Below are 13975 nucleotides of genomic sequence, written 5' to 3' on the forward strand. Positions count from 1 at the left end.
GTGACCGGCGCCCGCCCGTCGGCGTCCTGAGCTCAGCTCCAGGCCAGCATGCGCAGCGGGTCCTCGAGCATCGCGCCGACGTCGCGCAGGAACAGCGAGCCGAGCTCGCCGTCGACGATCCGGTGATCGAACGACAGCGCGAGCGTGGTCACCTTCCTGACCGCCAGCTGCCCGTCCACCACCCACGGCGCGTCCTTGACCTGGCCGAAGGCCAGGATCGCCGACTCGCCGGGGTTGAGTATCGGGGTGCCGGTGTCGACGCCGAACACGCCCACGTTGGTGATCGTGATCGTGCCGCCGGCCATCTCGGCCGGTTGCGTACGGCCCGCCCGTGCCGTCTCCGTCAGCTCGCCCAGCGCCCTGCCCAGGCCCGGCAGGTCGAGCGTGTGGGCGGACTTGATGTTCGGCACGACCAGCCCGCGCGGTGTGGCGGCGGCGATGCCGAGGTTCACGTAGTGCTTGACCACGATCTCCTGGGCGGCCTCGTCCCACGCCGAGTTGATCATCGGATAGCGGCGGGCGGCCACCAGGACCGCCTTGGCCACCAGCAGCAGCGGCGAGACCCTGACCTCGGCGAAGTCGGGAAGCTGCTTGAGCCGCTGGACGGCCGCCATCGTCTCGGTGACGTCCACCTGCAGGAACTCGGTGACGTGCGGCGCGGTGAAGGCGCTGGCGACCATCGCCTGCGCGGTCATCTTCCGCACGCCCTTGACGGGGATGCGCTCCTCCCCGTCCCGCGGCGCGAGGCGGGCGGGCTCGGCGGTCCGCGGCGCGGTGGCGGCCTGCGCGGCGGCATGCACGTCGTCGCGGGTGATGGAGCCCTGCGGGCCCGTGCCGCGCAGCGTCGCCAGGTCCACACCCAGGTCCTTGGCCAGCTTGCGGACCGGCGGCTTGGCGAGCGGGGTCACCCGTCCCCCGGCGGGCCAGGGTTCGGGCAGCGGCTGGGCGGCGCCGGGCCCGGGGACGGCCACCCGCTCGGGGTTGGCCACCGAAGCAGCGGGCGGCATCGAAGCAGCGGGCGGCGCCGGAGCAGCAGGCGGCGCCGGAGCCCGGACGGCCTGCGGCCCGGCGGGGGCGGAGGTGGAGGCGGCGGGAGGCGTGGTGGCCTTCTTACGGGGACGGCGCTTGGCCGCACCGGCCTTGACGCCGTAGCCGACCAGGACGGGAGTGCGCTCCTCCTTGGGCGCGGGGCTGCCGTGCACGCCCGGCTCGACGGCGCCCTCGGCGGGCGGGCTCGGCACCATGTCGTCGGCCAGTGCGGCGGCCCGGCCGGCCGGCTCCCCGGGGGCGGGCGCCGCCGTACCTGCGGGAGCGGGCTCGTCGGTGTCGACCGCGATGATCGGCACGCCGACGTCGACCGTCCGCCCCTCCTCCGCCATCAGCTCGGCGACGACGCCGGCCCAGGGGGACGGCAGCTCGACGATCGACTTGGCCGTCTCGATCTCCACGACGATCTGGTTGACCTTGACGGAGTCGCCCGGTTTGACGTGCCAGCGGACGATCTCGGCCTCGGTGAGGCCCTCTCCCACGTCGGGGAGCTTGAATTCACGACGCATTCGAGATCCCCCTCTCAGTAGGTGAAGGTACGATCGACGGCATCGAGGATCCTGTCCAGGTCGGGCAGGTAGTGCTCCTCCAGCTTCGACGGCGGGTAGGGGGTGGAGAAGCCGCCGACCCGCAGCACGGGGGACTCCAGGTGGTAGAAGCACTCCTCGGTGATCCTGGCCGCGAGCTCGGCGCCGAAGCCGTTGTAGACCGGCGCCTCGTGGACGACCACCGCCCTGCCCGTCCTGCGCACCGACTCCATGACCGTGGGGAAGTCGAGCGGGTTGAGCGAGCGCAGGTCGACCACCTGGACGGAACGGCCGTCCTCCTGGGCGGACGCGGCGGCCTCCAGGCAGGTCTTGACCATGGGCCCGTAGGCGAACAGCGTGACGTCGTCGCCCGGCCGTACCACGGCGGCCCGGTCGAAGGGGGCCCACCAGTCGGTGGCGGTGGTGTCGACGTCGGCCTTCTCCCAGTAGCGGCGTTTGGGCTCGAAGAAGATCACCGGGTCGTCGCTGCGGATGGCCTGCTGGATCATCGTGTAGGCGTCGGCCGGGTTGCTGCAGGCGACCACGCGCAGGCCGCCGGTGTGTGTGAAGTGCGCCTCGGGGGACTCGCTGTGGTGCTCGACCGCGCCGATGCCGCCGCCGCACGGGATGCGGACCACGACGGGCAGCTTGATGGCGCCCAGCGAGCGCAGCGGCATCTTGGCCAGCTGGGTGATGATCTGGTCGGCGGCCGGGAAGACGAACCCGTCGAACTGGATCTCGCAGACCGGCCGGTAGCCGCGCAGGGCCAGGCCGATGGCGGTGCCGATGATGCCCGACTCGGCCAGCGGGGTGTCGATGACGCGGTCCTCGCCGAAGTCCTTCTGCAGGCCGTCGGTCACGCGGAAGACGCCGCCGAGCTTGCCGACGTCCTCGCCCATGATGAGGACCTTCGGGTCGTCCTCCATCGCCCTGCGCAGGCCCTCGTTGATCGCCTTCGAGAGGGTCAGCATGGTCATGACTGGAAGCCCTCCAGGTAGGCGGCGTACTGGGCGCGCTCCTGCTCCATCAGCGCGTGGGGTTCCCTGTAGACGTGGTCGAAGATGTCGAGCGGCCCGGGGTCGGGCATCTCCAGGCAGCGCCTGCGCAGGTCGGCGCCGAGGTCCTCGGCCTCCGCGTCGATGGAGTCGAAGAACTCCTGGTCGGCCAGCTCGTTCTTGAACAGGTACGCCTTGAGGCGCTCGATCGGGTCCTTGAGCTTCCACGCCTCCAGCTCGCTGGCCACCCGGTAGCGGGTCGGGTCGTCGGTCGTGGTGTGCGCGCCCATCCGGTAGGTGAAGGCCTCGATCAGTGTCGGCCCCTGGCCGGTCCTCGCGGCTTCCAGGGCCTTCCTCGTGACGGCCAGGCAGGCGAAGACGTCGTTGCCGTCCACCCGGATGCCGGGGAAGCCGAACCCCGACGCCCTCCGGTAGAGCGGGATGCGCGTCTGCTTCTCCAGCGGCTCGGAGATCGCCCACTGGTTGTTCTGGCAGAAGAAGACGATCGGGGCGTTGAACACGCTGGCCCAGATGAACGACTCGTTGACGTCGCCCTGGGAGGTGGCGCCGTCGCCGAAGTAGGCGATCGTGGCGGCGTTGGCGCCGTCGCGCTGGATGCCCATGGCGTAGCCGACCGCGTGGAGGGTCTGGCTGCCGATGACGATCGTGTAGAGGTGGAAGTTGTGCTCGGACGGGTCCCACCCGCCGTGGTTGACCCCTCTGAACAGGCCCAGCAGCTTCACCGGGTCGACGTCGCGGCACCAGGCGACGCCGTGCTCGCGGTAGGTGGGGAAGGCCATGTCGGCGTCGGTGAGCGCCCTGCCCGAGCCGATCTGCGCGGCCTCCTGGCCGAGCAGCGAGGCCCAGATGCCCAGTTCGCCCTGGCGCTGCAGGGCCACGGCCTCCAGGTCCACGCGGCGGACGAGCACCAGGTCGCGGTACAGCGACCTCACGTCGTCGGGCGTCAGGTCGATGTCATAGTCGGGGTGCTCGATCCGCTCCCCTTCGGGGGTGAGCAACTGCACGAGCTCTGGGGGTGCTTCTGCACCACGAGAGGCGTCGACGGTCACGTGCCACTCCTGTGCGGTCGGGGCCGGTTCGCTGGGGTTGCCATACTTTTCCCGGCCTTTCTGGCGTACGGCCCATCTGGTGGTGGTTCGTACGCGTTTGGGGACATGGTGGCAGAGGTCACAGCCCTACGCGCAAGCCCCATGTCCTCCCCGTTCCCGGTGGATCGTGCACGAACCTTCCCGGCGGGGATCACGTTGGCAGCCGTCCGGATCCCCAACGGCAGGTCAAGAGAGCCCAGCCCCGCGCCAACCCCGCGCCCGACACGCGGGCCGGTCTCGTCAGAGGCGGTGTGGGGCCGGATGGAGAGGTCGGAGGCAGGGGTGGGGCGGGTTCACCACGGGCGGGGCGTTAGGCTGAACGCCGCAACCCCGTACCTCAGCTTCAGGAGGAGCGCCGTGGCGCGCGTCATCGTCGACGTCATGCTCAAGCCGGAAATCCTCGACCCGCAGGGCCAGGCCATCGCCCGCGCGCTGCCGCGCCTGGGCTTCTCCGGCGTCTCCCAGGTGCGCCAGGGCAAGCGGTTCGAGCTCGAAGTGGAGGGCGTCGCCGACGAGGCGGCCCTCGCGGAGGTCCGGAAGATGGCCGAGACCCTGCTGGCCAACACGGTGATCGAGGAGTACACCGTGCGGGTCGAGGGGTAGAACGGCACATTTGGCGGCCAGAAATCACCATCGCGGTTTAAAGCCGGGTTTGGCCGTGCCACAATCCCACGGGCTTACCAACACTAAATAACAACAACGTGATTTTGCGGTTAGCCCTGATTTCACGGGGAAACCTCCTCCAGGTGAGATTCCCGCACTCGGAGGAGTCCGGTGGACATTGAGTTCTCGTTGGCGCTGCCGCGGGATGCGATCGGCATACCGATGGTCAGACGGGTGCTAGGTGACGCGATGCGCTCACTCAGCGTGAGCGAGAGCTGCATCTCCGACATGCTGCTGGCCGTGTCGGAAGCCTGCTCCAACGCGGTGCGCCATGGCGGTCCCGCCAACAGGTACGAGGTCAGCGCGTCCATCGGCTACGGCCGCTGCGACGTGAAGGTGGCCGACGCGGGCACCGGCCTGCCGTCGATGCCGCTGCACTACCCGCCGCCCGAGACGGAGAACGGTCGCGGTCTGCTCATCATGCGCTCCGTCGTCGACGAGATCTCCTTCGGCATCACGCCCGGCCGCGGCACCACCGTCCACCTGCGCAAGCACCTGGCGTGGGACCACGAGGAAGGCGCCCGCCCCCGCGAGCTCGCCGCCGTCTGATCCGCTTCCCCCGTCAGGTCCCGATCGGGCTTCCCCGCAGGCCCTGATCCGCTTCCCTTCCCAGGTCCTGGTCCGGCTCCCCCGCAGGTCCTGATCCGCTTCCCCGCAGGTCCCTGAGCCGCTTCCCCGCAGGTCGGCCGCCTTCCTGACAGGCCGCGAGAGGGCATCGGGCAGCAGCCGATACCCTGGAGGCACCGCCGCAGACCGCCGTCCACACCATGAGACGGTGGCGTGGCGTGCGCATTCCTCCGGAGGGGACGAAAGTCATGAGCGCTGCCCGTGTGGGCGTTGTCACGTTTCCAGGAACTCTCGACGACCAGGACGCAGCCCGTGCCGTACGGCTGGCGGGCGCGGAGGCGGTGCCGCTCTGGCACGGCGACCACGATCTGAAGGGAGTCGACGCGGTCTTCCTGCCCGGCGGCTTCTCCTACGGCGACTACCTGCGCTGCGGCGCGATCTCGCGGTTCGCCCCGATCATGGAGGAGCTCGTCCCCGCCGCCCGCGGCGGGCTGCCGGTGCTCGGCACGTGCAACGGCTTCCAGATCCTGTGCGAGGCGCACCTGCTGCCCGGCGCACTCACCCGCAACGCCTCCCTGCATTACGTCTGCCGCGACCAGCGCGTCAAGGTCGAGACGAACGCGACGGCCTGGACCGCCGACTACGCGCCCGGCCAGGAGATCGTGCTGCCGGTCAAGCACGGCGAGGGGCGCTACGTCGCCTCGGCCGAGACGCTCCAGGAGCTGGAGGCCAACGGCCAGGTGGTCTTCCGCTACCTCGGCGGCAACCCCAACGGCTCGCTCGACGACATCGCGGGCATCTGCAACGAGGCGGGCAACATCGTCGGTCTCATGCCGCATCCGGAACACGCGGTCGAGGAACTGGTCGGCGCCCCCAGCACCGACGGCCTCGGCTTCTTCACCTCCATCCTCAAGAAGCTGGTGAACGCATGAGCCTCGACACGGTGAAGCGAGCCGCGGACACGCCCGACGAGGCGATGCCGTTCGCCGAGCTGGGAATGAAGCAGGACGAGTACGACAGGGTCCGCGAGATCCTCGGCCGCCGTCCCACCTCCTCCGAGCTGGCCATCTACTCGGTCATGTGGTCCGAGCACTGCTCGTACAAGTCGTCCAAGGTGCACCTGCGCCAGTTCGCCAGCAAGGCGCCCGCGTCCGAGGCGCTGCTGGTCGGCATGGGCGAGAACGCCGGCGTCGTCGACATCGGCGACGGCTGGGCCGCCACCTTCAAGATCGAGTCGCACAACCACCCGTCGTACGTCGAGCCGCACCAGGGCGCGGCGACCGGCGTCGGCGGCATCGTGCGCGACATCATGTCGATGGGCGCGCGCCCGATCGCGGTCATGGACGCGCTGCGCTTCGGCGGCGCCGACCAGGCCGACACCCGGCGCGTGCTGCCCGGCGTCGTCGAGGGCATCTCCTCCTACGGCAACTGCCTGGGCCTGCCCAACATCGGCGGCGAGGTCGTCTTCGACCCCTGCTACATCGGCAACCCGCTGGTCAACGCGCTCTGCGTGGGCCTGCTGCGCAAGGACCAGATCAAGCTGGCCACCGCGCCTGGACCGGGCAACAAGGTCGTGCTCTTCGGCGCCTCCACCGGCCCCGACGGCATCGGCGGCGCCTCGGTGCTGGCCTCGGCGACGTTCGAGGACGAGTCCTCGGCCAAGCGGCCCGCCGTCCAGGTGGGCGACCCGTTCATGGAGAAGCTGCTCATCGAGTGCTGCCTGGAGCTGTACGCGGCCGACGTGGTCGTGGGCATCCAGGACCTCGGCGCGGCGGGCGTCTCCTGCGCCACCACCGAGCTGGCCGCCAAGGGCACCGGCGGCATGCACGTCGACCTCAACCTGGTCCCGCTCCGCGACCCCTCGCTCAGGCCCGAGGAGATCCTGATGAGCGAGTCGCAGGAGCGGATGATGGCCGTGGTGGCCCCGTCCGACATCCCCGCCTTCATGGCGATCTGCGAGAAGTGGGACGTGCCCGCCGTCGTGATCGGCGAGGTGACCGACACCGGCAGGCTCGTGATGACCTGGGACGGTTCGGTCATCGTCGACATCCCGCCGGGCACCGCGGCCGACGAGGGCCCCGTCTACGAGCGGCCCTTCCACGAGCCCGCGGGCCAGGCCGCGCTGAACGAGGTCGTCGACCTGCCGCGGCCCGCCGACCTGAAGGCCACGCTGCTCCAGCTGCTCGGCTCGCCCAACCTCGCCTCCAAGGAGTGGGTGACCTCCCAGTACGACAGGTACGTCCGCTCCAACACGGTGCTCGCCCAGCCCGCCGACGCCGGCATGCTGCGCATCTCCGAGGTCATGGAGGGCGCCACGCCGACGACCCGCGGCATCGCGCTGGCCACCGACGGCAACGGCCGCTACGCCAAGCTCGACCCCTACGCGGGTGCCCAGCTGGCGCTGGCCGAGGCGTACCGGAACGTCGCGGTGACGGGCGCGCGGCCGCTCGCCGTCACCAATTGCCTCAACTTCGGCTCCCCCGAGGACCCGGAGGTCATGTGGCAGTTCGCCGAGGCCGTCCGCGGGCTCGCCGACGCCTGCCGGACCCTCGGCGTCCCGGTGACCGGCGGCAACGTGTCCTTCTACAACCAGACCGGCGCGGCGGCCATCCACCCGACGCCCGTCGTGGGCGTGCTCGGCGTCATCGACGACGTCGCCAAGCGTGTCCGCTCCGGGTTCACCGAGCCGGGTCTGCGCATCGCGCTGCTCGGCGAGACCCGCGACGAGTTCGGCGGTTCGGAGTGGGCGCGCGTCGCCCACGACCACCTCGGCGGCCTGCCGCCGGAGGTGGACCTGGTGGCCGAGCAGGGCCTGGCCTCCGTCATGGTCGAGGCGGCCGCGAAGGGCCTGGTGGCCGGCTCGCACGACCTGTCCGACGGCGGCCTGGCGATCGCGCTGGCCGAGGCGTGCCTGGCCCAGGGGGTCGGCGCGAAGGTCGCGCTGCCCGAAGACGCGTTCGTCGCCCTGTTCAGCGAGTCGTCGGCGCGGGCGCTGGTGGCGGTGAAGGCCGAGCACTTCGAGGAGTTCGCGGCGCTGTGCGCGTCGTTCGAGGTGCCCTGCTACGGGCTCGGCGAGACCGGCGGCGAGTCGCTGGTGGTGGAGGGCGCCTTCGAGGTGCCCGTCTCCGAGCTGCGCGAGGTCCACACGGGCGCGCTGCCCGCGCTGTTCGGCTGAGGTTCCTTCGTTCGCGGGGGCCGGTACGGCATGCCGTACCGGCCCCCGCGGCGTTCCTCCTGCGCGGTTCCTCCTGCGCGGCGTTCCTACTTGGCGGCGTTCCTACTTGGCGGCGCAGATCGCGTAGACCGTGCCGCCCCTGCCGCCGCCGGAGCCCTGGCCGGTGACGGTCTTGGTGTCCGTGCCCGGCGTGGTGGCCGTCTGCGGCGCGAGGTCGTTGCCGTGGCTGCCGCCGCTCAGCTCGACCTCCCAGCCCGTCGGGGTGCCGCCGGAGACCGACGGCGCGCTGGTCGTGACGGTGCCGTTGACGCCGGAGAAGCCGCCGCCCGTGGCCACCGAATCGGCCGGGCAGGAGACGGATCCTTCCTTGCCGCTGAAGTTCTTGCTCACGACGACGATCGACTTGATGCCGCCCGCGTCGCCCTTGTCGCCCTTCGGACCGGCGGGACCCTGCGGCCCCGCGGGGCCGGTGTCGCCCTTCGGACCCTCGGGGCCCTTCTCGCCGGGCTTGCCCTGCGGCCCCGCGGGACCGGTCTCACCCTTCGGACCCTGCTCGCCAGGCTTGCCCTGCGGCCCGGTCTCACCCTTGGGACCCTGCTCGCCCTTCTCACCAGGCTTGCCCTGCTGACCGGCGGGACCGGTCTCCCCCTTGGGACCCTGGGGGCCGGGCTTGCCGTCGACGCCGTTCTTGCCGGCCGGGCCCGCCGGACCCTGGGGACCGGTCTCGCCCTTCGGACCCGCCGGACCCTGCGGGCCCTGCTCGCGCGTGCCGGCCAGCCCGTTGGGGGACGATCCCCCGATCAGCACCCTGATCTCCGTCGTCCGGCACGGCGTCGCCGGGTTGACGATCCGGGCGTAGCGGGTCTTCTTGTGCACGCAGGCGTGCACCTCGTTGGCGGCGGACGACGCGGTGGCGACGCCACCGATGGTGAACAGCGAAGCGGCGAGCGCTCCGACGGTGGCGAGGGTGAGCGCGCGCCCACCGCGAACCTTGATTGCCACGGCATACCTTCCAGATGGAACAGAGATGGTGCGCATGTTGTGCATGAGGTTCACGCTTCAACCGTTCCAAGGGATTACGCCACTACATAACGTGTATGTCACGAAACGGAGGGTGACAGGCGAGATTGACCGGCGGTCAGCCGTCGGCGGAAACCGCGAACACTCTCGGAGCGGTCACGAGCGACCAGGCCCCGGGCAGACCAACGCGCCGAGCCGGTGAATCGACGCCTTGGATTCCTCCCGGGCGTGGGGATAATCGTCCGTGAACACCTACCTGCCGCCCGCCAGCCAGCCCGTCAGAGCGGTGGTGTGGGCGATTCACCTGGTCCTGCCGCTGCTCGGGCTGTGGCTGCTGCTCGCCGACCCGGGCGGCATCAACGTGAGGTGGCAGCACAACCCCAGCCACTTCTGGATGATCCTCGTCGTGGCCGGCATCAACGTGGTGCTGGGCCTGATGATCAGCGAGGCGGCGCGCAGGCGGGAGGACGCGCGGCTGTTCCTGGTGTCGATGGTGTTCCTGAGCAGCGCGGGCTTCTTCTTCCTGCACGGCCTGGCGACGCCGCAGATCATCCTCGCGGCGCCCTCCCTCGGGTTCGACGTCGGCCAGCAGGTCGGGCTGACGGTGGCGGCCGTCTTCGCCTTCGCGTCGGCGTTCCCGCTCGGCGAGGGGCAGGCCAGGACGGTACTGGCGGCGCAGGACCTGATCAGAGCGGTCCTGCTGGGAATCATGGTGATGTGGGGCGTGGCCTCGCTGGTGCCCGGACTGACGCCGCTGAGCAGGCCGCCGGCGGAGGCGCCCATCCCGTGGTTCGGCTGGTTCTCGGTGCCCGGCATGGTGTTGTTCGTCGCGGCCGGCGTCATGATGTTCCTCCTGCACCGCAGGCGGCGCTCGGCGATCCTGGTGAGCCTGATGACCGCCTACGCGCTGCTGGCCGAGGCCATGATCGCGGGGATGTCCCAGCTCAACTGGCACCTGTCGTGGTGGGAGTGGCACATCCTGCTGACACTGGCCTTCGTCTTCGTCGCCTACAGCGCCTACCTGCAGTTCCGGCGCGAGGGGTCGAGCGCCGGCCTGTTCGACTCGGTGGCGCTGTCGGCGACGGTGGTCAGGATCCAGGCGCAGTACGAGCAGGCGCTGGAGGAGCTGGTCGAGCACGTCCGCAAGGGCACCAAGCTGCCTGCCGTACGGCTGGCGGGGCGCTTCCAGCTGACCGAGGGCCAGGCGGCGGTCCTCGACCGCGCAGGAGAGGCGCTGGCCAGCGAGCGCGAGCTGTCCGAGCGCCTCGCGGCGCTCGTCGACGTCGGGACGCAGACGAGGGTACGGCTGGCCGAGTCCGACCTGCTGACCGGCGCCCTGGAGCGGGTACGGCAGGCGTACGGCGACGTGCGCATCGGCCTGGTCGCCGACGGCAGGGTGAGCATCGGCTCGCGCGAGTACGTCTTCGACGGCACCGCGCCCATCAGGCGCGAGGGCCTGGTCGCCTATCCGCTGACCGTGAAGGGGCATCTGGCGGGCGCGCTGGAGGTGCCGCTCGGCCGTACCGCGCAGGACGAGGCCCTGGCCTCGACCCTGGCCAGCCAGCTGTCGATCTCGCTGGAGAACGCCCGCCTGTACGCCGAGCTCGACACGCTGTTCCGGCAGTACATGTCGCCCGACGTCGCCAACCGCCTGCTGGCCGACCCCGGGCAGGCCGCGCTCGGCGGTGAGCTGCGCGAGCTGACGGCGCTGTTCGCCGACCTCAAGGGGTTCACCACGTTCTCCGAGCGGGTCACGCCCGGGGAGATCGTCGAGATGCTGAACCGCTATCACACCGCGGCCGTGCCCTGCATCCTCGGCAACGGCGGCACGATCGTGCAGTTCGTGGGCGACGCGCTGCTCGCGCTCTTCAACGCGCCCGCCACCCAGGAGGACCACGCGCTGGCCGCGTGCCGGGCCGCCCTGGCCATGCAGGAGGCGGCCAGGCAAGTCGCCGCCGACGGCTGGCCGACCTTCAGGGTCGGCATCAACACCGGCATGGCGCTGGTCGGCAACATCGGCAGCCCGGAGCTGAGGGGCTTCAACGCCATGGGCGACGCGGTGAACGTCGCGGCCAGGCTGGAGGCCATGGCGGAGCCCGGCACGGTGGTGATCGGCGCCACGACTCTGGCCCAGCTCGGCGCCGGCGTGACGGCCACACCTCTCGGGGCGCTGCGGTTGAAGGGGAAGGAACAGGAGGTGGAGGCCTACGTGCTGGCGGCCCTGCCCCGCATAATCGGGTCATGACCGCAGAGGCCGGAGAGTTCCTGTCCATGCTGACCCCTGACGAGACCGAGGCCCTGAAGGCCGCCGGTCGCCCCAGACGCTGGGAGCGGGGCGAGGTGCTGATGACGGAGGGAGACACCTCCGACTGGGTGCTGCTGCTGCTCGAAGGGCGGGTCAAGGTGTCCTCCCACACCAGCGGCGGGACGGAGGTCGTGCTGGCGGTGCGCGGGCCCGGCGGGCTGATCGGCGACATGTCGGCCATCGACGGCTCGCCCCGCTCGGCGACCGTCACGGCGCTGGAGCCGGTGGCGGGGGTGGTGGTCCGCGACTTCGCCGGGTTCCTGCGGGCGCACGGGCGGGTGGCGGTGCTGCTGATGCAGCTGGTCACCGGGCGGCTGAGAGACGCGGACCGCAAGCGGGTCGAGTACGGCGCGTTCGACACGACGGGGCGGGTGGCGACACGGCTGGTGGAGCTGGCCGAGCGGTACGGCGAGCAGACGAGCACCGGGCTGCGGGTCGCGCTGCCGCTGTCGCAGGACGAGCTCGCGGGGTGGACGGGCGCGTCCAGGGAGGCGGTCAGCAAGGCGCTGCGGACGTTGCGCGACCGGGGGCTGATCGAGACGGGGCGGCGCCGGGTGGTGATCCACGACCTGGAGGGCCTGCGCAAACGCGCCCGTTGACGGCATCGCTTCTCGCGCGTGGCTCGGGGGTGGCGGGATCAAGCGGACGTACGTCGTACGTCATAGTGGGAGCATGGTCGCCGTCTCCCCCGACTACGCCCGCCGACTCCGTTACGCCTGGCGTGTCTGCTCGGTGACCAGCCTCGGCCTGGTGCTGATCGGGATCGCCGGCAGCACGCTCAACGTCGCCCTCCCGGCCGTCGTCCGCCACTTCCATGCCACCCCCTTCGAGTCGGGCTGGATCCTGCTCTCCTTCCTCCTGGTCAACACCGCCAGCCTGGTCTTCTTCGGCAGGATCGCCGATCTGCTCGGCCGCAGGGAGGTCTACCTGGCCGGGTTCGCGCTGTTCACGGTCGGCTCGCTGCTGGCGGGCCTCGCGCCCGGCGTCTGGTTCCTGGTCGCGATGCGGGTGTTACAGGCAATCGGCTCGGCGATGATCCTGGCCAACGGGACAGTGATCATCACGGCCGCCTTCCCGCCGGACCGCCTCAGCCAGGGCATGGGCGTCTACATCGGCACGCTGTCCATCGCGCAGCTCGCCGGGCCGACCGTCGGCGGCCTGATCGCCGAGGCGGCCGGCTGGCAGTGGATCTTCTGGGTGAACGTCCCCGCGGGGGTGATCGCGCTGGTCTGGGGGGCGCTCACGCTGCGCGGGATGCCGCGAGGGCCGCGTGAGCCCGTGGACGCGCTCGGCAACCTGCTCATCTTCGCCACGCTGACCGCGCTCCTCCTGGCGCTGTCCGAGATCGGCAACGGCGGTCCCGTCGTGGTCGTGGGCGCGGTGGTGGCCGCGGTGCTGGCACCGCTCGTCCTCCTGGTCGAACGGCGGGCCGCGCATCCAGTGCTCGACCTGCGGCTGTTCGGCGGCCGGATGCTGGCGTGGGCCAACCTGGCCTCCTTCTGCAACGCGCTGGCCAGGGCGGCGCTGATCCTCCTGGTGGCGCTGCACTTCCAGGCGGCCCGCGGCGTCGACGCGTTCACCGCCGGTCTGACCGTGCTGCCGGTTCCCGTCGGGATGGCGCTCGCCTCCCCCGTCGCGGGCGTGCTGGGGCGGCGCGTCTCGCCGTACGCGCTGTCGATCGGGGGGTCGCTGTTCAGCGCGGCCGGCCTGGCGGTCCTGATGGCGACGGCCCGGCCCGGCACGCCGTACTGGATCATCGGGGTGGGGCTCTTCCTGGCCGGATGCGGCAGCGGCACGTTCCTGACCGGGAACACCACGCAGGTGATGAGCGCCCTGCCGGCGGGGAGCCTGGGCGTGGTGAACGGCTTCCGGCTCATGGTGATGAATGTCGGGATCGTGCTCAGCGTGGGCCTGTCGCTGAGCGTGCTGACCAGCGCGGTCGCTCCGTCGTTGCGCGCGCAGGTGTACGCGGGCACGCTGTCGCGGCTGTCGCCGGTGGCGGTGGAGCAGTTGATGGCCGGGTTCCGGCTGACGTACGGCGTGCTGTTCGGGGTGGCGCTGGCGGGCGCCGTGTTCGCGGCACTGGCCCGCGGCCCCCGCGCCGTACGATGAACGGCCATGAAGATCGTGCGACGACGGGATCGCCGGCGCGCGGCACACGGGAAGAAGGGCTGATGACGCACCACAGCAGGTTGCACCTGGCCGTGATCGACGTGCCTGGGGACGAGCACGACGAGGCGCTGGCGTTCTGGCGAGGCGCGACGGGGCACGAGCTGCCCCGCATTCCCCAGCATCCCGAGTTCCACGGCGGCATGCTGCCCGGCCAGGAGTTCGGGCTCCTGGTGCAGCGGCTGGACGACGGGGGGCCCCGCGTGCACCTCGACTTCCACACCGACGACCTGGAGGCCGAGGTCTCGCGGCTGGAAGGGTTGGGTGCGACCCGCGTCCGGCAGGCCCCCAACTGGTGGGTGATGCGGGACCCGGCGGGCCAGCCGTTCTGCGTGGTGAAGGATCCCGGGATCAACGCCGACAACGCCCGCCGGTGGGACTGAGCGCCCGACCGGCCG

Annotated in this window: 12 protein-coding genes; 8 read left to right on the forward strand and 4 right to left on the reverse strand. The window is 71.2% G+C overall.

The window, feature by feature from the left end:
• Positions 1-32: 32 nt before the first annotated feature.
• Genes ACWDLG_RS18830 through pdhA form a run of 3 tightly spaced genes read right to left on the reverse strand, consistent with a single transcriptional unit; the run spans position 33 to position 3639 of the window.
• Entirely contained in the window at positions 33-1556 is a 1524-nt protein-coding gene (locus ACWDLG_RS18830; protein ID WP_449921497.1) for a dihydrolipoamide acetyltransferase family protein, read from the reverse strand.
• A 14-nt stretch (positions 1557-1570) separates the two neighbouring features.
• Positions 1571-2551, reverse strand: a complete 981-nt coding sequence (locus ACWDLG_RS18835; RefSeq protein WP_449921498.1) for an alpha-ketoacid dehydrogenase subunit beta — start codon at positions 2549-2551, stop codon at positions 1571-1573.
• Positions 2548-3639, reverse strand: a complete 1092-nt coding sequence (gene pdhA, locus ACWDLG_RS18840) for a pyruvate dehydrogenase (acetyl-transferring) E1 component subunit alpha (RefSeq protein WP_449921500.1) — start codon at positions 3637-3639, stop codon at positions 2548-2550. The genes ACWDLG_RS18835 and pdhA overlap by 4 nt, the downstream gene beginning before the upstream one ends.
• Before the next feature lie 396 nt (positions 3640-4035).
• Here pdhA and purS point away from each other — a divergent pair, with 396 nt between their 5' ends.
• The 4 genes from purS to purL all read left to right on the forward strand — a co-directional run bounded on the left by purS (position 4036) and on the right by purL (position 8083).
• On the forward strand, positions 4036-4281 hold the full coding sequence (gene purS, locus ACWDLG_RS18845; protein ID WP_449921503.1) for a phosphoribosylformylglycinamidine synthase subunit PurS: 246 nt from the start codon (positions 4036-4038) through the stop codon (positions 4279-4281).
• A gap of 222 nt (positions 4282-4503) precedes the next feature.
• Positions 4504-4890: an ATP-binding protein gene (locus ACWDLG_RS18850; protein ID WP_354920068.1), complete on the forward strand. Its 387-nt coding sequence runs from the start codon at positions 4504-4506 to the stop codon at positions 4888-4890.
• A gap of 266 nt (positions 4891-5156) precedes the next feature.
• Positions 5157-5840 (forward strand): phosphoribosylformylglycinamidine synthase subunit PurQ, encoded by a 684-nt coding sequence (gene purQ / locus ACWDLG_RS18855; protein ID WP_449921505.1) that lies wholly within the window; start codon positions 5157-5159, stop codon positions 5838-5840.
• The gene (gene purL / locus ACWDLG_RS18860; protein WP_449921507.1) at positions 5837-8083 is read left to right on the forward strand and encodes a phosphoribosylformylglycinamidine synthase subunit PurL; all 2247 of its coding nucleotides are present in this window, start codon (positions 5837-5839) and stop codon (positions 8081-8083) included. Before purQ ends, purL begins: the two co-directional genes overlap by 4 nt.
• Before the next feature lie 102 nt (positions 8084-8185).
• On the opposite strand, the gene ACWDLG_RS18865 is transcribed toward purL, so the two are convergent.
• On the reverse strand, positions 8186-9085 hold the full coding sequence (locus tag ACWDLG_RS18865; protein WP_449921510.1) for a hypothetical protein: 900 nt from the start codon (positions 9083-9085) through the stop codon (positions 8186-8188).
• Between the two features lie 262 nt (positions 9086-9347).
• Here ACWDLG_RS18865 and ACWDLG_RS18870 point away from each other — a divergent pair, with 262 nt between their 5' ends.
• From ACWDLG_RS18870 to ACWDLG_RS18885, 4 genes are all read left to right on the forward strand, one after another.
• The gene (locus tag ACWDLG_RS18870; RefSeq protein WP_449921513.1) at positions 9348-11348 is read left to right on the forward strand and encodes an adenylate/guanylate cyclase domain-containing protein; all 2001 of its coding nucleotides are present in this window, start codon (positions 9348-9350) and stop codon (positions 11346-11348) included.
• Positions 11345-12007: a Crp/Fnr family transcriptional regulator gene (locus ACWDLG_RS18875; RefSeq protein ID WP_354919984.1), complete on the forward strand. Its 663-nt coding sequence runs from the start codon at positions 11345-11347 to the stop codon at positions 12005-12007. The genes ACWDLG_RS18870 and ACWDLG_RS18875 overlap by 4 nt, the downstream gene beginning before the upstream one ends.
• A 73-nt stretch (positions 12008-12080) precedes the next feature.
• Positions 12081-13520 (forward strand): MFS transporter, encoded by a 1440-nt coding sequence (locus ACWDLG_RS18880; RefSeq protein WP_449921516.1) that lies wholly within the window; start codon positions 12081-12083, stop codon positions 13518-13520.
• 62 nt (positions 13521-13582) lie between these two features.
• Positions 13583-13960, forward strand: coding sequence for a VOC family protein (locus tag ACWDLG_RS18885; protein ID WP_449921519.1), 378 nt, complete (start codon positions 13583-13585; stop codon positions 13958-13960).
• The last annotated feature ends 15 nt before the right edge of the window (positions 13961-13975 follow it).

It is taken from the genome of Nonomuraea sp. NPDC003727 (genome assembly GCF_053586935.1).